At 35.6% G+C, this 20,070-nt stretch carries 17 protein-coding genes and 1 tRNA gene; 7 read left to right on the top strand and 11 right to left on the bottom strand.

From position 1 onward, the window contains the following. Positions 1-3: 3 nt before the first annotated feature. The 5 genes from GQ45_RS05760 to GQ45_RS05740 form a co-directional block, all read right to left on the bottom strand. A complete protein-coding gene (locus tag GQ45_RS05760) occupies positions 4-1,062 on the bottom strand; it encodes a nucleoid-associated protein (RefSeq protein ID WP_047415908.1) in 1,059 nt (352 codons plus the stop codon). 199 nt (positions 1,063-1,261) lie between these two features. Continuing rightward, entirely contained in the window at positions 1,262-1,756 is a 495-nt protein-coding gene (locus tag GQ45_RS05755; RefSeq protein WP_047415906.1) for a hypothetical protein, read from the bottom strand. Positions 1,757-1,784: 28 nt separating this feature from the next. Next, positions 1,785-2,819 carry a heme A synthase gene (locus GQ45_RS05750; protein ID WP_156125483.1) on the bottom strand — a complete coding sequence of 345 codons (1,035 nt, stop codon included), beginning with the start codon at positions 2,817-2,819 and terminating at the stop codon, positions 1,785-1,787. A 108-nt stretch (positions 2,820-2,927) separates the two neighbouring features. Then, positions 2,928-4,346 (bottom strand): CCA tRNA nucleotidyltransferase, encoded by a 1,419-nt coding sequence (locus GQ45_RS05745; RefSeq protein WP_369798272.1) that lies wholly within the window; start codon positions 4,344-4,346, stop codon positions 2,928-2,930. A 4-nt stretch (positions 4,347-4,350) separates the two neighbouring features. Continuing rightward, positions 4,351-4,911, bottom strand: a complete 561-nt coding sequence (locus tag GQ45_RS05740; RefSeq protein WP_047415902.1) for an L-threonylcarbamoyladenylate synthase — start codon at positions 4,909-4,911, stop codon at positions 4,351-4,353. A gap of 252 nt (positions 4,912-5,163) precedes the next feature. Here GQ45_RS05740 and GQ45_RS05735 point away from each other — a divergent pair, with 252 nt between their 5' ends. Continuing rightward, positions 5,164-5,934, top strand: a complete 771-nt coding sequence (locus tag GQ45_RS05735; protein WP_047415900.1) for a glycosyltransferase family 2 protein — start codon at positions 5,164-5,166, stop codon at positions 5,932-5,934. On the opposite strand, the gene GQ45_RS05730 is transcribed toward GQ45_RS05735, so the two are convergent. From GQ45_RS05730 to GQ45_RS05720, 3 genes are all read right to left on the bottom strand, one after another. After that, positions 5,926-7,755, bottom strand: a complete 1,830-nt coding sequence (locus GQ45_RS05730; RefSeq protein WP_047415898.1) for a CDP-glycerol glycerophosphotransferase family protein — start codon at positions 7,753-7,755, stop codon at positions 5,926-5,928. The two genes, GQ45_RS05735 and GQ45_RS05730, sit on opposite strands and share 9 nt — an antisense overlap. Continuing rightward, the gene (locus GQ45_RS05725; RefSeq protein ID WP_047415896.1) at positions 7,752-8,438 is read right to left on the bottom strand and encodes an NTP transferase domain-containing protein; all 687 of its coding nucleotides are present in this window, start codon (positions 8,436-8,438) and stop codon (positions 7,752-7,754) included. Before GQ45_RS05725 ends, GQ45_RS05730 begins: the two co-directional genes overlap by 4 nt. A 156-nt stretch (positions 8,439-8,594) precedes the next feature. Continuing rightward, positions 8,595-9,410 carry a 2,3,4,5-tetrahydropyridine-2,6-dicarboxylate N-succinyltransferase gene (locus GQ45_RS05720; RefSeq protein ID WP_047415895.1) on the bottom strand — a complete coding sequence of 272 codons (816 nt, stop codon included), beginning with the start codon at positions 9,408-9,410 and terminating at the stop codon, positions 8,595-8,597. A gap of 104 nt (positions 9,411-9,514) precedes the next feature. Between GQ45_RS05720 and ruvX the strand changes: the two genes are divergently transcribed. From ruvX to GQ45_RS05695, 5 genes are all read left to right on the top strand, one after another. After that, positions 9,515-9,925: a Holliday junction resolvase RuvX gene (gene ruvX, locus GQ45_RS05715; RefSeq protein ID WP_047415893.1), complete on the top strand. Its 411-nt coding sequence runs from the start codon at positions 9,515-9,517 to the stop codon at positions 9,923-9,925. Between the two features lie 3 nt (positions 9,926-9,928). Further along, positions 9,929-10,519 carry a peptide deformylase gene (gene def / locus GQ45_RS05710; RefSeq protein WP_047415892.1) on the top strand — a complete coding sequence of 197 codons (591 nt, stop codon included), beginning with the start codon at positions 9,929-9,931 and terminating at the stop codon, positions 10,517-10,519. Positions 10,520-10,573: 54 nt separating this feature from the next. Further along, positions 10,574-11,008 (top strand): DUF5606 domain-containing protein, encoded by a 435-nt coding sequence (locus GQ45_RS05705; protein ID WP_047415889.1) that lies wholly within the window; start codon positions 10,574-10,576, stop codon positions 11,006-11,008. Positions 11,009-11,225: 217 nt separating this feature from the next. Continuing rightward, positions 11,226-12,317, top strand: a complete 1,092-nt coding sequence (locus GQ45_RS05700; RefSeq protein ID WP_047420076.1) for an ATP-binding protein — start codon at positions 11,226-11,228, stop codon at positions 12,315-12,317. A gap of 286 nt (positions 12,318-12,603) precedes the next feature. Further along, entirely contained in the window at positions 12,604-16,026 is a 3,423-nt protein-coding gene (locus GQ45_RS05695; protein ID WP_047415887.1) for an amidohydrolase family protein, read from the top strand. Between the two features lie 123 nt (positions 16,027-16,149). On the opposite strand, the gene GQ45_RS05690 is transcribed toward GQ45_RS05695, so the two are convergent. From GQ45_RS05690 to GQ45_RS05680, 3 genes are all read right to left on the bottom strand, one after another. Further along, on the bottom strand, positions 16,150-17,232 hold the full coding sequence (locus tag GQ45_RS05690; protein WP_231555159.1) for a lactonase family protein: 1,083 nt from the start codon (positions 17,230-17,232) through the stop codon (positions 16,150-16,152). Between the two features lie 94 nt (positions 17,233-17,326). Further along, positions 17,327-18,913: a family 20 glycosylhydrolase gene (locus tag GQ45_RS05685; protein ID WP_047415883.1), complete on the bottom strand. Its 1,587-nt coding sequence runs from the start codon at positions 18,911-18,913 to the stop codon at positions 17,327-17,329. Positions 18,914-18,919: 6 nt separating this feature from the next. After that, positions 18,920-19,564 (bottom strand): GDSL-type esterase/lipase family protein, encoded by a 645-nt coding sequence (locus tag GQ45_RS05680; RefSeq protein WP_047415882.1) that lies wholly within the window; start codon positions 19,562-19,564, stop codon positions 18,920-18,922. Positions 19,565-19,951: 387 nt separating this feature from the next. Here GQ45_RS05680 and GQ45_RS05675 point away from each other — a divergent pair. Further along, positions 19,952-20,025, top strand: a tRNA-Pro gene (locus GQ45_RS05675). The last annotated feature ends 45 nt before the right edge of the window (positions 20,026-20,070 follow it).

Here is a 20,070-nt window from a genome sequence, read left to right as displayed (position 1 = left end):
TCCTTAACTTTTCTGCTCTTTGTTGAAATACACCAAATAGTAATACATTTGTTTTTCTTCATCCCATCCTTTTTCTACGAACTTTTCCGCAGATTCTGGATTTATAAAATCTAACTTAATTTGGATATGGGTATCTAGATGTATTACATTTTTTATCTTTTTTCGGGCATCAGAAACGGCCTTATTGGCAATATCAAAACTAGAAACATCTTCAACACTGTATTTAGGGCCTTTTTCTACTTTGTAGTGCTTAAATTCGGGAATTAGTGCGGGGTTTTCCATCACTTCATTCAAGAAATTAGTTTCTTCAAAAGAATCGTTTTTTGCAAAATGGTTTACGGCTCGGTTCATAAACAAAACTTCTTGTTGTTTGTCTTCTGCAGGTAAAACAACATCTTTAGCGAAATTTTGACAAAATTTTAAATAATTTTTAGTCTTAAAGTTGTCATCAGATAGTGGTGTCACTCCTAAAAAATCTTCAAGCCAATACTTGGTATCATACCGGTTGCTGTCTACCGATAAAATTTTGAAGCCTTCTTCCTTATTAGTGTCAAAAATTAAACAGCCTTTATCTAATTTATTGATATTAATGCCTTGCTGAATAATGATGTCTAAATTGCTTCCTTTTTCTTCAAATTGAATAAAATCGTGTTTCAACTCACTCTTAAAGATACCAACAGCATTGACTTTTACATTATCTAACAATAGTCCGGTTAAATAAGCTACATAAACTTCGCCACTTTTAATGTGGGGGTGGTTAGACTGTTCATATAAATAAGACGCTATTTTCTTTGAGTTTGCATGAATACTATCAGGATCATTAAAAATAGTGGACACTATTTTAAACATTTCGTTGAATTCAACATCGACCTCATTAGCAAAATGAAAATAGTTTTCTTCCTTTTCGCGAAAAGGTTTAAAAAAATATTCCTTTAATAAACCCGTAGTTTCATCATTGAGGCTATGCGGTGTTTCTGATAAAAAAATAGTCTCATTTTTATTTTTATTCCCAACGCGATGTAGCGATATGCTATCTATTTGGGTAGCGTATAAATTGATCATTGATTGTTATTTAATTTTTATCTCCGCACTGGCAGAAATCTATGGGTGTATCGTTTAAAAGTTTAAAAAGCCTAAAAGGGTAACAGTAGGTTTTTTAATTGGATTTTGTTTTGTTCAAGTCCCTATGGCTGCTTGGTGTTGGAACGCATCCTATATAATTGTTGGTCCTAACACTTGGTATTTGCCATGTTAAACAAGTTTAATTCCAATTTTCATCAAAATCTAAATCATCGTAACTATCAAAAGTATCGTCAAAATCGAATGTAGGATCTGCTTCGAACTTTTTTTCTGGTGGGGAATCGGGTAAATCTCCAAAACTAAATAATATGTTAGGATAGGTATTGCCATCTTCTTTATCCACAATATCAGCTAATTCCACAAAGAACGTCCACATGCTGAAAAAATCATAGACATAAATTAACTTAGGATTGTTTTTAGTGATAATATCTTCTAAAAATGTTTCATTCATTAAACGCAGCTCTGAGTTAGTATCGTTAATGTCATGCAAGGCAATTTCTTCGTCTTGATTCCATTCTTCATCACAGGTGTAAAATGATGCCATTTCGTTTCCTAAAAACCCAAATGCTTGTGTAATTGCATTATGAAAATCTTCTAATGAGCTGCTCGCTTCAATTTCAATATCTCTAAAGATATCTTCTTCTGCATCTAAAATTATACGGATTTTGTAAATCATTACCTCGATTTTAAAAGTAGCCGCAAAGTTACAAAGTTTTAGGACTTTTTGTCCATTTTAAAGCTTCTAAAAGTAAATAGAATTGCACTCCAAATAGCAAGGCCGCAACAACCAAATGCAAGGTTTGGCTACCGAACGGAAAATCAATATAATACATGGCTATACCTGATATAATTTCAAGCACTAACAAATAGATCACCCATTTAATTTTTCGAAATCCTACTTTGAGCTTTGCAATTAAAAAAATAATATAAAGATTCAGTGCCAAAACCACCGCTGAAAACGAACGGTGTATATAAAATTGCAAGGTGGGGTTGGCTAACCATTGGTTTTTGGCTTGACTGCCATAAATATCTGATTGGAGGTCTACAAATTCTCGAACTTGAGTTCCTAAAACTACCTGAATAAGTGTAAAGACTAAGGCTACTGAAAACAAGACGGCGAGTTTGCGATTTCCACTGTTTGTTACTCGTAGCGTAGAGGTATAATAGATTAAATAGAAGAGCACAGCGACGATGACCAAGGCCATAAGCATATGCAATGTTATTCTATAAGGGGCTAAAAGCGAATAAACCACGGTAGCTCCTAACCAGGCCTGAAAGCCCATTCCAAAAACAACGAACCATGACAATAGGGTAATGCGTTTGCTTTTTTTCCAATAACTAAAGGATATAACCGCAAGAATTAGTGTGGCTAAGCCAGCTAAAGCCCCTAAAAGCCGGTTAATATACTCTATCCAGGTGTGCCAAACATTAAAAATAGCGTAATCGTGTTTCGTATAATTCTCCCAGTTCTTTTCGTTATAGCTTTCAGCTGTTGTAAAGTCGCTTTTAGCGCTTTTTAGGGATTTCTCGAATATAATCAGTTGTCCTTTTTTAAACTCTTTACCAGCATCCCATGTTAAAGCTGATTCTTCGGTAGGTGGAATGTAATATCCGAAACATTTTGGCCAATCAGGGCAGCCCATTCCACTGCCTGTCATTCTTACAAAAGCACCTGCTATGATGACTAAATAAACGAGAATTAAGGATATTTTTGCTATTTTTCTAAAGTGTTTGTGCATCATGTAAAAATTGAATTGCAAAATTACTACACTTTAGTCTAGAAATGAAAATTGAGCTTGTTAAGATTAAAAGAAAATAAAGAATTTTTTAGCAACACTTCTAAATCACTAGCTTAGGATTTTCATTTTTTTAGCTTTAGCAAACATAAATTTTTTAGCGGCCTCGTATTCATTAGGAATTTCGCCCTCTAAAATCGCTTCTTTGATCGCTTCTTTTAGAACACCCACTTCTTTGGAAGGTTTTAAGTTGAATGTTTTCATGATTTCCTCACCAGTAACTGGAGGTTGAAAATTTCGTATGTGATCTCGTTCTTCGACCTCTACAATCTTTTGGCGAACGAGTGTAAAGTTATTCTTGTATTTCTTCTGCTTTTTAGGATTTTTTGTGGTGATATCAGCTTCGCAAAGGGTCATTAAATCGTCGATATGTTCTCCTGCATCAAAAACAAGTCTACGAACGGCAGAATCGGTCGCAATATCCTCTGAAATTGCGATAGGCCGAGAACTCATCATGACCATTTTTTGAACAAACTTCATTTTTTCATTTAAAGGCATTCTAAGTCTTTTAAAGAGCTTATAAACCATTTTTGATCCTAAAAACTCGTGCCCATGGAATGTCCAACCAATTTTTTTATCAAAACGCTTGGTCGGTGCTTTGCCTATATCATGTAAAAGTGCAGCCCAGCGCAGCCAGAGATTGTCGGTATGTTTTGCGATATTATCAACGACTTCTAGGGTATGCCAGAAGTTATCTTTATGGCGCTGTCCTTCTATTTCTTCAATGCCTTGCAAGGCGGTTAATTCCGGAAGTATATAGGCTAATAATTCTGTTTTGTGAAGTAGCGCCAAACCGAGAGATGGTTTTTCACTTGCCAGAATTTTATGTAATTCATCAACAATCCGCTCTTTTGAAATTATTTTGATGCGTTCTTTGTGTGCTGTTATGGCTTCTAGTGAAGCCGTGTAAATTGTAAAGTTAAGTTGTGTCGCAAATCGAATGGCTCGCATCATGCGTAAAGGATCATCAGAATAGGTGATTCCTGGTGCTAAAGGTGTGCGGATTATTTTATCTTTTAAATCTTTTACTCCATCAAATGGATCTAATAATTCACCGTAATTGGCTTCGTTTAAAGATATGGCTAGCGCGTTTATGGTAAAATCTCTTCTTTTTTGATCGTCATCTAAAGACCCATCCTCAACAACAGGCTTACGACTATTTTCATGGTAACTTTCTTTTCTAGCCCCTACAAATTCTAGCTCAATATCGCCATATTTTACCATAGCGGTACCAAAATTTTTAAAAACAGAAACCTCTGGTTTCCCTTTTAGTTTAGCGGCTACTTTTTTGGCCAAAGCAATGCCACTGCCAATAGCAACAATATCGATATCTTTAGCTACCTTATTTTTTAATAAAAAATCGCGAACAAAACCACCAATGACATATGCATCAATGTCAAGCTCTTTGGCGGCGACTGACACAATTGAAAAAATAGGATTTTCTAAGGCTTTCTTATGATCTATATGCATGGTACTATTCTCGGATGATTTTTACAGTTCCGTCATTCTTTAGTTGAATTATAGATGATGGTGTTGCTAAATTCATTTCTTCGGGCAAATTTACCACATAGTCTACACCTTTTAAAATAGCAGCACTAATTTCTTTGAAATTTCTAGGCGCTGGAGTTCCGCTGAGGTTTGCTGATGTTGCCACAATGGGTCTTTTGAACTTTGCTATTAAATACTGACAAAACTTATCAGACGCTACTCGAATGGCTATAGTTTGATTTGCTGAAACTAAATTTTTAGCGATGCCCATAGGTTGGTCATATACAATGGTGGTGGGTTTTGTCGCTAAATCTATGAGATCATAAGCCAGCTCAGGAACTTGCTTCACATGCTTTTCGAGCATAAAATCATTGGCAACAAGGCAGCTCATTTTTTTTGATAGTTCACGTTTTTTTAAGGCAAAAACTTTGGCAACAGCAGCTTCATTTGTTGCATCGCAGCCAATGCCCCAAAGGGTATCCGTAGGGTACACAATTAAACCACCTTGACGGAGAACTTCAATGCATTTGTTTATCTCTTCTTGCATATGCTATTTTTAAAATATTGAAAACTCTACCCCTATTTGCTAGGTATAGCGAATCATAAGACTATTATTTAGGCTAAACTCTTCTGCGCCTTCAAAAATAGAACATTACTTTTTAGTAGCTCTGTATGATGAGCGATTAAACCAGCACTATAAAGTACCGCATACTATTTTCACCTAATTTCTGTTATACAATTAAGAGGTATTACAACTTTCATTAAGTGTTATTTGTTGCACGACTATTTAAAATGCGCCATGAGAAATAAATTATCTGTTTTTATTATTACTTTTAATGAAGAGCGCATCATTGAAAAATGTTTAAAATCTTTATGGTGGGCAGATGAAATTGTAGTGGTAGATTCGGGAAGTACGGATGCAACACTAGCCATTTGTGAAAAATACGGAGCTCAAATTTTTCACAAAGACTTCGATGGTTTAGGTACACAAAAACAATTCGCATTAGAACAGACGAAAAATAATTGGGTGTTAAGTATTGATGCCGATGAAATTTTAACCGAAGCCTTAATTGAAGAAATACAAGAACTTTTAAAAGCTACGCCAAATGCCGATGGTTATTATATAAAACGAAAACAAGTTTTTTTAGATAAGGTTTTCAACTATGGTCCTGAAAGTAAACAATGCTTTTTACGCCTATTTAAAAAGGAACTAGGGAGTTTTGATGGGAAAAAAGTAAACGCAAGTATTGTTTTAAACGGAAATAAAGGAAAACTAAAAAATAATTTTTTACATTTTAAAACACGTTCTTTAGATACCTATATAGAAAAATTGAATAGCTACGCAACGATTTATGCAGAAGGTGAGTATCTTAAAAACAAGAAACACCCTTTGCTTTTTATTTTTATCAGAGTAAAATATGAATTCTTTAAAAAGTATATTTTAGAACTCAACTTTTTAAATGGAAAGGAAGGTTTTTATTGGGCATTTTTATCTACGTACTACCTAGGTCTAAAATATATAAAGACGAACGAGCAGTACAAAACAGTAAAAAAGCAATTGCTATTTTAAATCAGTTTTTTTTTGAAGTCTCTTCAGTACGGCATAACGATTATAAATACCCAATGCCATTAAATAACTTAAAATAAGTCCTTTTTTACCGTCTAAAAAGCCCAATTGAATAATATAGTGTTTTATAAAACGGAACGCGGGTTTAAAGAGAAAGTGGAGTAGGGTGGGCTTCTTGTTTTTAGCCAATAACTCTTTGGCTTGCATGTGGGTATATTTCAACCTTTTTGCTTTAAAATCTTCGTAATTCTTATAGGAAAAATGTATTAGTTTATGCGATAGAACGGCAGAATCTCCATGGACAACTAAAGTTTCATGGACTGTTTTTGAAGTGTCAAAATGTACTTTTGATTTTTGAAATAAGCGATAGTTTTTGTCTGATTGCGTGCCTGAAAAGCGCATTTTTTCATTTTTGAACATAAAGGTTCTTTTAAAAAAGTAGGCGGCAGCTTTTGGCTGATCAGAATGTACTGTTTTTAAAACTTCGTTTTTTAAGCCATCCGTCAGGCGTTCATCAGCATCTATCAAGACCACCCAATTATGAGCACATTGGTCTAAGGCAAATTGCTTTTGATCTGTGAAATTTACAAAAGGTCTTTGAATCAGCTTAATATTTTTAAACTCTTTTATTTTTTCAATAGAACCATCGGTACTGAACGAATCTACGATGATGATTTCATCTGCAAATTGCAGGTTTTCTAATAGGGGATAAATATGTTCGTCTTCATTAAAGGTAATGACGGCAGCAGATATTTTTACTTTTTTATTGCCGTTAAAAGGATGTTGAATGGGTTTACCAAAAATTTTATGTATTTTTTTTCGTCTTAGATAGGATAATTTTCGGCCTTCTGGAACTCCGTTTTCCGAAATGTAGTGCTGTACCGCGTGCACCATGCGTTCTGCAGATTTACCATCGGTATACGGGTGGTAGGCATTATTGATTTTTAATCTGGCCGCGGCGTATTCATCGTGCTGTAGCGTTTTATCCACTAATGGCCCCAAATTAGTATAGTGGAGACTGTTCTCCCATTTTATTTCTTTGGAGATATTTTTAAAAGTGATGACGGGTTTATCTAGGAGTAAAAATTCATAAATGACAGAAGAAGTATCCGTGATTAAAAGATCAGCTAGCTGTAAGTAAGGAACTATATTAGGGTCTGTAACAAATTGGACCTGCGGATATTTTGCCGCTAAGGTTTTGTAAACGTCGATCCATTTAGCATGCATTAAAGGATGAAACTTTAGCAAGATAAAATAATCTTCTCGTTGTGCTAAAGCTTCAATTTCATCAAGTAAGTACGGCGCTGAAGTTAGGCTTGGTGAAAAAGTAGGTGCATAAAGAAGAATGTTTTTGGCCTTATGACTGTCGAGTAGATGGGCTCTTTTTTCAGTATAGTCCAAATCATTTTGATAATAAATATCTAGCTTAGGCCAACCTGTTTCAATGACTTCAAAATCTTTAAATTTAGCCTTAAGTTCATTAAACTTATGGGTAAAAAAAGGGCCTTGTGTCAGGTATAAATCAAAATAATGGCGAATTCTAAAATGTCCTTTTTTTTCACCTGCAAAACCGTGAAAAACTTGAACTTTTAATCCTCTTAGATAATACGGAACTTCGTTGCCAGGAACAAAAATTACATCACTTTTAAAAAGCTGTACATCAAGAATACTCGTTGTAAATAGTTCATTTTTGAAGGGAAAACTAGCGATTAGTTTAGGTTGAATATACCAAATGTAAGAATGATTCTCTTCCTCTAAAACAGCTTTAATCGGAGCTAAAATTCCGAAGGCATAGGTATTCTGACAAAAGAGAATCACTTTCATTGACGAAGTAATTTGTTGGCATTTTCTAAGTCTTCTTTAAAGTCAACCTCCATACAATTGTAGGCCGAAATATCAACAGCAGCAACTTTTAAATTATCTTTACGAATGGCAATTTCAAGGCCACGTTCAAAATAATCATTATCGTCACATTCTTCTAGACGCTTAATAAATTGCTTGATATCCTTTGAAGCGATATAATTAATACCCACGGCTTCTCCTAGGCCATTTTCTACTGATTTTGAAAGTTCATCAATAAAGCCATCTTTTAAGGTATATTTTACTTCTTCATCCGCTACCTTGCTGGTGTTTACCGCTACAAAAGATTGTTTTTGCTTCATATAAGGATTTAAAACTTCAAAAAGTTTAGCGTCAAAGACCACATCACCATTCAACCATAAAACCGATTTGTCCTTAAATTTATTAAGTGCTTTTAATAAGCTTTTTGAGGTGTTGGTGCTGTCAAAGAAAGGATTATAAATATAGCTCACCTCAGGAAAGCGCTCCATGATTAAATCTTTTTTAAACCCAACTACGGTATAAACATCATCGATGGCAAAATACTGTGTTAAATTCTCCATCTGAGTTTGCATAATACTTTTGTCATTCACTAAAGGTGTTAGTGGTTTTGGAAAAGGATTTCCGAGTCTTGAACCCATACCTGCGGCGAGAATTACGATTTTCATTTTGGATTGTATTTTTTATATTGCCCTAAAAGCACTTTTAGCTTGTGAACAAAGCTAAAAAAAATAGGAGGGAGTTTATAGGAATTGGGTGAATAAATAAAAAAATCTGCTACCAAACAAAATGCATGATAGCAGATTTTTAGGTCTTATAAAATTTTAAACCGCTACATTGTATTCCCTAAGCGCATCGTTTAATGAAGTTTTTTTATTGGTGCTTTCTTTACGAGTTCCTATAATTAATGCACAAGGTACTTGATAATCGCCAGCGGGGAATTTTTTTGTGTAGCTACCTGGTATGACTACAGATCTTGCGGGAACTAAGCCTTTTCTTTCCACTGGAACTTCACCCGTTACATCAATAATTTTTGTTGATGCAGTCAGGACTACATTTGCGCCTAGCACGGCTTCTGTTTCTACACGAACGCCTTCCACGACAATACATCTAGAGCCTAAAAAAACATTGTCTTCAATAATTACAGGTGCTGCTTGTAAAGGTTCTAAAACACCGCCAATGCCAACGCCGCCACTAAGATGTACGTTTTTGCCAATTTGTGCACAACTACCCACCGTTGCCCAAGTATCTACCATAGTACCTTCATCTACGTAAGCACCAATGTTGACATAGCTAGGCATTAAAATAGTACCAGCAGAAATGTAAGCACCATGCCTTGCGGTGGCACCTGGTACTACTCGAATTCCTTTTTCCTTATAGCCTCTTTTTAAGGGCATTTTATCGTGGTATTCAAAAATACCAGCTTCTAAGGTTTCCATTTTTTGGATGGGGAAATACAAGACTACTGCTTTTTTAACCCATTCGTTGATCTGCCAACCACTCGCAGTAGGTTCGGCACATCGCAATTTTCCGTCATCTAATAAGGCAATCACAGCGCGGATGGCCTCTTGCGTTTTCGAGTCATTTAGTAAATCTCGGTTATCCCAAGCTTTTTCTATTTTTTGTTGTAATTCGGTCATTTTTTAAGCTAAAATTTTCCTCAAATATACTATTCAACGGCTAATTAATGACACATAAGTATTAATATAACAAATTAAGCTTTATTTTTGCAAAAAAATAATGCATGGGTAGGGTTGTTGCTTTAGATTTTGGGAAAGTTCGGACAGGCGTAGCCATTACCGATGAATTACAACTGATAGCATCAGGCTTAACAACAGTACCTACGAAAGAGTTAATTGTGTTTTTAAAAAAATATATAGAAAAAGAAAATGTAGTTAAGATAGTGGTTGGGGAGCCAAAACAAATGAATAATGAGCCATCAGAGTCGGAGGCCTTAATTATTCCTTTTTTAAAAAAACTCACAGCTACATTTCCAAAGATACCCGTAGAGCGTCAAGATGAACGTTTTACTTCAAAAATGGCTTTCCAGACCATGATTGATAGTGGTTTAAATAAAAAACAACGGCAGAATAAAGCCCTAGTCGACGAGATTAGTGCTACCATTATTTTACAAGCCTATTTAAATAGAAATTAAAAAATGATTTTACCTATTATAGCTTACGGAGATACGGTCTTAAGGAAAGTAGGCGACAACATCACCAAAGAGTATCCTAATCTCGATGCGTTAATTGAGAATATGTGGGAGACCATGTACAATGCCAGTGGCGTGGGTTTAGCCGCCCCTCAAATAGGCTTGCCAATTCGTTTATTTGTCATTGACACTTCGCCTTTTGCAGATGATGAAGAGCTAACAGAAGCAGAACAAAAAGCACTAAATGGTTTTAAAAGGGTATTTGTTAATGCTGAAATTGAAGAAGAGACCGGAGAAGAATGGATTTTTAATGAAGGCTGCTTGAGTATCCCTGATGTTCGAGAAGATGTAAAACGTAACAGTAAAATTACAATTTCTTATGAGGATGAAAACTTTACTAAAAAGCGTGAAACTTTTGATGGCCTATTAGCACGTGTCATTCAACATGAATATGATCATATTGAGGGAATCTTATTTACAGATAAATTATCTAGCCTAAAAAAGAGATTGATTAAAAACAGGTTAAGCAATATTTCAAAAGGAAAAATAAATGTAGATTACCGCATGCGATTTCCGGATGTGAAAAAAGGTAGGTAATCTAGTTTTTTTATACATTTAAAATTCTAATATTTGTCCAGAAATTAAAAAGAAATGATTTTAGATAAAATTTTATCCATAGGGGGAAAACCAGGCCTATTCAAATTATTGACACAAACTAGAGCTGGTTTTGTAGCAGAATCTTTACTTGACGGTAAAAAAATAACAGTGAGTTTTAAGAATAATGTAAGTGTGCTCTCTGAAATAGCTATTTATACCTTAGACGAAGAAATACCCTTACGGGAAGTGTTTTTAAAAATACAGGAAAAGGAAAATGGAGAAAAAACACCCATAAGTCATAAAGATGATAAGTTGAAATTAGAAGAGTACTTCTTTGAAATTTTACCTAATTATGACGAGGAAAGAGTGTATGCCAGCGATATCAAAAAAGTGATTCAGTGGTATAATATGCTTCATGAGCAGGGAATAACAGATTTTTCTAAAAAAGAAGATGAAGAAGCTACCGATACTACGGCAGCCGAAAAGTAACCTGCTTATTTTTTTATAAGAATTGGGCACGACATATATCGCGATATATGTCGTGCCTTTTTTTATAGCAAAGCATTCACTTTTTGATTGGTCGACACCTAACTTCCATTCACCTACACTATAGGTTTATTTATATATAATTGTAAGAAATATAGTGTTAAATAATAGAATTTAGTGCCATAATTATGTTTTAATCCCAATTCAAAACATGCAAAATATGGACTTGACCACAACCACAGAAAACAACAACTTAGGAGATGCCTTTTTTGAGGCCGCCTTTTCTCCATGTGTAATTCTAGATAAAGATTTATACTTTGTAGCTGTTAATCAAGCAGCGGCATCTAGTATAAAAACGAAAAGAGACAATTTGCCGGGCAAACATTTGCTAGAGGTATTTCCAAATTTGGCAGATACAGATTATTATCATTCTTTGATGAAGGTCATTCAGACTGGTATTTCCATCAGTTTAAAACAAATTCCATGCACGATTGATGAGGATTTTTTTCAATTTTCAATTAAAATTTTCAAATTAAATGAAGGCATTGGAATCACTGCAATAGACATCACCCAGTTGACACAAAAGATTGATGACTTGCATGAAAAACAACTTGAATTAGTACACCTAAATCAAAGTCTAAAAAAAAGGAATCAAGAATTAGAAGAATTATCCTTTATAACGGCACACGATTTAAAAGCACCTTTAGCCAACTTATATGGCTTGCATAGTTTATTGATTAGTGAAAATGCAATTTCAGAGGCAGGCATGTTTTTATTTGAAAAAGTTAAATTAGTCACGAAGGTCATGACCGATAAATTGCATGCCTTAAGTCAAATAATAGCTTTAAAATCGCACTCAGAACATCAAAAGCAAGAGCTGCATATTTCAGAGGTGTTGGATAAAATAAAAGTGCTACACACCCATGAAATCATGAAATCTGGTGCAGTTTTTAAGGAGGACTTCAAGGAATGGGATACCATAGTTTATGACCCTATTCATTTTGAAAGCGTTTTACACAACTTCATTTCAAATGCCATAAAATATCGCCATCCAAAAAGGACGCCAATTATTAGCATTAAAACAGCGCTGGTCGACAATAAAAAGCTGCTTACTATAACAGATAATGGAATTGGTTTTGATGGTAATGTAACACCAGATAAAATATTTGGGCTCTTTAAACGAATGCATACCCATGTTGAAGGATTAGGAGTGGGCTTGTACATGGCCAATACCATACTCCAGAACAACGGAGGTTTTATCGAAGTGTCAAGTGAAATCAACAAAGGGACTGAATTTAAATTGTACTTCTGATTTTTAGAATCAGCTATAGGCTAATCAATTGGTTTTTATTCAAGGTCCGTGACCTTAACTTTAAAAAACTATAAATTTTGGTCAATGTTAGCTTGTAAGTTGTGATTTTTTTAGGGGATGCTGTGCTCTATACAAATGGTTTAAAAATGGCAGCCATAACAAGGGAAATACTAAAATACTTGGTACAGTAGCTAAAACGTTTGTTTTTTGGAGGACTTTTACTTTGTATTTTCTCCATAAATATGCCTATATTTAAAACCACCAAACTAATCCTAACGAGATTCATATGAAAAAATATACCAAGCTTCATTTTGTATTGCTTTTTTTGATCGTAAACTTCAGTAGTTTTTTTATTCTGGCGCAAGAAGCGCAGTCTAAAAACGACTCCCTTAAAATGGCAACCAAAGAATTACCCCTTGAACCAGAACGAAAAATTTCTTTTACCACTCAAAAAGGAACTTGGATTTCTTTAGATGTTAGTCCTGATGGTCAAACTATTGTTTTTGACTTAATGGGAGATATTTACTCCATACCTATAGCAGGTGGAACGGCATCACAATTAACCAAGGGTTTGGCATACGATGTACACCCTAGGTTCAGTCCTGATGGAAAATCACTCTTATTTATTTCTGACAAAAGTGGGTCTGATAATATTTGGACCATGGACTTGGCAACAAAAAAAGACAAACAAATTACAAAAGATTCTAAACATAATTTTTTCTCAGCTGAATGGACACCTGACGGTGCATATATTGTAGGTGGAAAAGGGAGAAGAAATATTAAATTGCATATGTACAGCAAAGATAGCGGTACTGGTACTGAACTTTTTGGAGAGCCAAAATCAATAAAGGCTATAGATCCTGCATTTAGTGCTGATGGTAAATTACTATATTTTTCTCAGCGTGAGGGTTCTTGGAACTACAACGCACAATTACCTCAATACCAAATTGGCACCTATGACATGGAAGATGCTGATATGGCTGTAATTACATCGCGTTATGGTTCTGCTTTTACGCCTACGCCATCTCCTGATGGTAGCTGGTTGGTTTACGGCAGTCGTTTTGAAGACCAAACGGGACTGATAATTCGCAATCTAAAAACTGGTGATGAAAAATGGTTGGCCTATCCCGTGCAACGCGACGAACAAGAGTCGATTGCTCCTTTGGGCGTACTACCCGCCATGTCATTTACCCCTGATAGTAAAAATGTAATAGCTTCCTATGGCGGTAAAATTTATTCTATTTCGATAAGTTCAAATACCGCGACCGAGATTCCCTTTACCGCAAATGTCGCTCTTGATTTAGGACCAAGATTGGCCTTTAAATATCCTATTGAAGATACCAAAGAAGCCTTGGTCACTCAAATACGCGACGCTAAACCCTCTCCAGACGGCAAAAAATTAGCGTTTACTGCCTTAAATCGGTTATACACAATGGATTTACCAACAGGTACACCAAAGCGTGTGACGACCAATGAATTTACGGAAGCGCAACCTTCGTGGTCACCCGATGGTAAATTTTTGGTTTTTACGACTTGGAAACAAGGAGGTGGTCACTTGTATAAAATTAATATAGACGGGCGTCCAAAACCTATTCAATTAACCCAAGAAGCAGGTATTTATACCTACCCAGAATGGTCCTATAAAAGTAATCGAATCGCTTTTCACAAAGGAACAGCGCAAACCTATGAGGATGCTCTTGGCGGTCTACCAGGGAGAGCTCAGGAAGATTTGGTTTGGATATCTTCTGATGGTGGTGCTATTGAAATGATCGATAAAACAAAAAATCGCGAAAAACCTCACTTTACAAAAGTTGATGATCGCATTTATTTGAGTAAAAATGATGTACTCTTATCTATCCGTTGGGATGGTACGGATGAGAAAGAACATTTAAAATTAACGGGTATTGAAACCTATGGCTCTCAAGATATTTTTGGGAAAGATCATGATGATGCCACTGGGTATATGCCTTCATCAATGCCTACTGCAGAAGCAGGGTGGATGGAAAACAATACGGCCTCAAGACCATCTGAAATTCGTATTTCACCCGATGGAAAATCAGCCTTAGCTAAAATTAACAATGATATTTATGAAGTAGTGATTCCTCGATATGGTAAAACGCCTACTATTTCATTAGCAAAACCTGAGTCAGCGGCATTTCCTGCTTTAAAATTAACTGTTTTAGGGGGCGAATTTCCTACTTGGTCTTCAGATAGTAAAAAAGTGCATTGGTCATTAGGTGCGAGTCATTTTAGCTATAGTCTTGAAGCTGGTAAAATATTTAAAGACAGTGTAGCCACAGCAAAAAAGAAAGAAAAAGAGTTAAAAGGCCTAGAAAAACCTTCAGATAGCACTAAAACTGATAAAAAAGATGAAAACGATCAAAAGAAAGATCCAAAGTTTGAAGCCGAAGAGTTTAAGATCAAGGTAAACTATACCAAAGATACACCTCAAGGTACCGTGGTATTGAAAGGTGGAAGGATAATCACTATGAAGGGGAATGAGATTCTTGAAAATGGGGCCATTCTTATTGAAAATAATCGAATCACAGCAATAGGAAACGCTGAAACTATAAATGTTCCGAAAGGCGCTAAAATTATCGATGTCACGGGTAAAACTATAGTGCCAGGTTTTATTGATACCCACGCACATTTGAGACCAAACTTTGAAATACACAAAGATCAAGTTTGGTCGTATGCAGCAAATCTGGCTTATGGTGTTACAACAACCAGAGACCCACAAACAGGAACTACCGATGTTTTAACGTATTCTGATATGGTAGAGGCGGGTATGATTGATGGGCCTCGTATTTATAGTACCGGACCTGGTGTTGGATTTTGGGGATACAAAATTGAAAGTTTAGAACACGCCAAGGAAGTTTTAAAACAGTATAGTGAATATTACAATACGAAGAGTATTAAAATGTACTTGGTAGGTAACAGGCAACAAAGGCAATGGGTTATTATGGCTGCAAAAGAATTAAAGCTAATGCCAACCACTGAAGGAGGATTAGATTTTAAATTAAATATGACACAGTTATTAGATGGATACCCTGGTCATGAACATAGCTTTCCTATATATCCTTTATATGAAGATGTCATAAAAACTGTTGCTCAATCTAAAATGGCGGTAACACCTACCTTATTGGTTTCCTATGGAGGGCCATGGGCTGAAAATTACTACTATTCAAGAGAGGATGTATGGGGCGATGAAAAAATACAATACTTCACGCCTTACGAAGAATTAGCGCAAAAATCAAGACGTAGACCAGGATGGTTTATGGATGAAGAACATGTTTTTAAAAAGCATGCAGAATTCATGAAAGATTTAATTGAAGCTGGGGGCTTGGCAGGCATAGGGAGTCACGGGCAATTACAAGGCTTGGGATACCATTGGGAATTATGGTCTAACGCAAGTGGTGGAATGAAAACCATTGATGCCCTTAAACAAGCCACCATATTAGGCGCTGAAGCCCTTGGTTTGGATGGTGATCTAGGAAGTCTTGAAGTAGGGAAGTTGGCAGACATGGTAGTTTTAGATAAAAATCCTTTAGACGATATTCGCAATAGTAATTCTGTGCATTATGTGATTAAAAACGGAAGAATTTATGAAGCTAACTCCTTAGATGAGGTTTGGCCTTTGGAAAAAAAGGCAGAAACATTTTATTGGCAGACTAAAAAACCTACAGGTTTACCTGGAATTAAAAAGTAATAAGAATATTTTTATGATATGTGTAAAGGCAAGAGCTATGGCAACATAGTTCTTGTTTTTTTTTGCGCTTAGAAAACATGCGCCTAGCCTTTTTCTTATGAAAGCTTAAGGAAGTATTTTGATTTATGATTGTTCTGTAAACAGGATGCAAACAGGAGTCGGCGCCTGTATTTCAGATACAAAGCGCAACAAGCCGGTATTGGAATCTCGTGAAAAAGCAATGATGGTATTCGCATCTTGGTTTGCGACAATTAAAAATTTGTTGTCAGGCGATAAAGAAAAATTACGCGGGGTTTTAATCTTGGTATGTTCAAACCCTACCAATAGTAAAGAGCCATCTTTAGGATTAATACTAAAAATAGCTAAACTATCATGCCCTCTGTTCGAAGCATATAAAAATTTACCATCTTTAGAAACGTGGATATCAGCGGCTTTGGAAAAGCCACTAAAATCGTTGGGTATCGTACTTGTGGTGCTTGTGTTGGTGTAAGTGTCCTCAATTTTTTTTACAAGTGTAATGCTATTGTCTAATTCATTTAAAACATACATACTATTTTCATAAGGATGAAAAGCTAAATGTCTTGGGCCTGCTCCAGCAGCCATGGCTAATTTTTGGCTAGTGGGTAAAAAGCTGTTGCTGGATGGGTCTATTTCAGAAAACCACAATTCATTGCTGCCCAAGTCTACGGCAATAATTTTTTGTTCGCTATTTTTTTCAAACCACGCCGAATGCGCATGAGGTGCTTCTTGTCTTTCGGTAATGCCTTTTCCTGTATGTTGTTGTATGTCTAATAATTCGCTTAAAGTCCCATCGTCTTCTAATTTTAAAAGTCCAACAGTACCACTACTATAATTAGCGACTAAAACACTTCCATTTTTAGAAATACCAACAAAACACGGGTTTTCACCACCCGATAACGATTTATTTATAAAAATTAAACTGTCATTTTTAATCGCATAGGAGGTTACAAACCCACCATTTTCTTCGGCCACCTCGTTTACGGCAACCAAATACTTCTGATCATGACTAAGGGCTAAAAAAGAGGGGTTTTCAGTGGTGGCTACTAAACCTATTTTTCTTAATACCCCTGTATCTGATAAGCCATACTTATAAATACCTTTGCTCTCTTCTTGGGTATACGTACCTACGTAAAAAGTTTGATCCTTTGTTGTTTTTGGAGATGTTTCAAGGGTTTTTTGTTCCATTTTTTTTTCTAATTTACAACCAAACAGTACAGCGAATAACATTAAACTACTAAGGATTTTCATAAGTAAAGTGCTAAGGTTTTTTATTAAAAGTTTAGGGCTTCCAGTCTATTAATTCTGATGGATAATAGTTCACTTTCATCATTTCTAAATATGGGGCTTGCTTAGCAAGTCTTACTTTATACTCCTCCCAATTTCTATGTTCATCTTTTGTCCAGCCTAATTCTGCATACCCAATGACTCTAGGAAAAGCCAAATATTCTAACTCCTGCATAGTGGTAATAGTTTCAGACCAAAGCGGTGCTTCTATGCCTAAAATATTTTCTTTTGGCAGATCTTTCAAAAATTTTTCGACAGACCAAATATAAGCGCTATCCACAGGGATATAAGCAGCCCAATGCAAACCGTGCTTAGAAAGGCTATTATATTGCATATCTAAATAGGCTTTTTTAGCCGGTGACATTAAAATTTTAGATCCCTTTTCAGCGCCTTTAATGGCATTGGCTTCTTTTCCCCAAAATTGTGTAATGGCGTTTGAATTTATATCGGCTTGTGCAATTTCATCCCAACCAATCATTTTTTTTCCGTGCTTTTGAACTATTTTTTCAACTTTATTGACGAAATAGATGTAATCATTTTTTTTAGTTACATGACTTTCATCACCTCCGATATGAAAATAAGGGCCAGGAGTAATCGCTGCTATTTCTCTAATCACATCATCTATAAAGGAATAAGTATTGTCTTTTCTAGTGTCAAAAGTGCTAAAACCAACACGCATTCCTATATAGGGTTGCAGGGCTTTACCATTACCATTTAAAAACGGGTAGGCTACAGATGCAGCATTCGTATGCCCTGGCATATCTATTTCAGGAACAATAGTCATATGATGTTTAGCGGCATAATGAACAATTGATGAGTAATCTTCTTGTGTGTAAAAACCTCCTTCACCACCACCAACTTCTGTTTTTCCGGATACTTCAGTTAATTTTGGCCATGATTTTATTTCAATACGCCAGCCTTGATCGTCTGATAGGTGTAAATGCAAGTAATTTATTTTGTAATAAGCCAAAAGGTCAATATACTTCTTCACCTCATGTACGGTAAAAAAATGACGCGCTACATCGAGCATGGCCCCTCGGTATTCAAAATTAGGGCTATCGCTAATTTTACCCGTTGGGATTAACCACATTTTATGCGAAGTGATGCTGTCATTACTATGTGAAGGAATGATTTGACGCAAGGTTTGAACCCCTCGAAATGCACCCTCAGCATTTTTTGAATTGATGATAATAGAATCTTTGGTGATGTACAATTGGTATGATTCGTTGGTTTTTAAATCTAAGCTGTCAGATTGGTTGATGTAAATCATACGTTCTACCGTTTCTGAAGGGCTGGCATTTACGGGAATAGTTAATTGTATTTTCTCTGCAATTTTATCCGATAAAAAGTGACCCAAGTCTACAAAATCTTGAGAGGTTTGAGAGGTATAAATCACCGTATTTTTGTCTAAGCCAAAAGCAGAATTCGTAGCGATTATGCTCGATGGTTTTGGAATTAGAGCTTCTTCAGCTAGATTAGTTTTGGGAAAATTTAGAACTAGCTTTTTCTTATTTTCACCACATGAGATGCTCAATACCGTGAGCATGAATATAAGAATGCCAAAAAAGTGTTTTTTTTTCATTGTGAATTAATTGATATGATTTTTTAGTACACTATGCCAAAGTTGGTAACCATTAGCATTCATATGTAAACCGTCCGATAAAAAAAGCCCAGCCTTTAATTTTCTTTTTTCAAACATAATATCCCAAACATTAGCAAATTCTAGTACCGGATCTTTTTTGCAAAGCCGATTCATTTTTCGGTTGAGTCGTAGGTATTTATTCTTTAGATGATAGCGCGAAATGCTAGGTTTGGCTGAAATGATGATAATGCTAGTCGCCTTATTTTGATTTTTGATTTTCGCTATGATCTGTTCAAGCGTTTTAATGATTTCTTTTGGCTTTTTTTTTGCTGATATATCGTTATCACCCTCGTAAATAAAAACCTTTTTAGGTTGGTAATTTAAAATCAATTCGTCGGTATAGCCCAATAAATCTATGGCTTGGGAACCACCAAACCCCGTATTGATAATTTGCTTGTCAGGGAATAATTCAGGAATGTTATTCCACATTTTGATGCTAGAGCTACCCGTAAAAACAATAGCGTCACGATCGGCATTCCATACCGTTTCATACTTCTTGGTAATGCTTGAGACTTCATTTTTAAAATATGGATTTTTTTGCGACCATACGCTAAGGGAGCAAATACTAAGTATTAAAGTCAAAAATCTCATGAAAGCATCTTATTAGTCGTCTAATATAGTTTTTATTGATTAATTGGTCAATGAATGTATCGAAACTTCTTTACAATGACTTTTATGAGGTTAAAATTTTGTCGTATTTGAGCTATAAAAAACTTGCTAGTTACAAACGGTTAATTGTATATTTGGCGTCGATTATGATTTTTAGGGCTATAGCCCTTCGACGGCGCTCAGGATAAACTGCACTACAGTAAGCCTAGGTACTTTTGAGAAACTATTAAAAATAGGCAACTTAGTGTTGCTAAATACATTTCGGGATGTAGCCCTTCGACGGCGCTCAGGATAAACTGCACTACAGTAAGCCTAAGTACTTTTGAGAAACTATTAAAAATAGGCAACTTGGTGTTGCTAAATACATTTCGGGATGTAGCGCAGTCCGGTAGCGCACTCGGCTGGGGGTCGAGGGGTCGCAGGTTCAAATCCTGTCATCCCGACAATTAAGGTATCAATAGATACCAAAAAATAGCTAATTGTATGAA

Source organism: Cellulophaga sp. Hel_I_12 (genome assembly GCF_000799565.1).
GTDB lineage: Bacteria > Bacteroidota > Bacteroidia > Flavobacteriales > Flavobacteriaceae > Cellulophaga.
The sequence above is the reverse complement of the archived record's forward strand: the minus strand, read 5'-3'. Positions and strand labels throughout refer to the sequence as shown.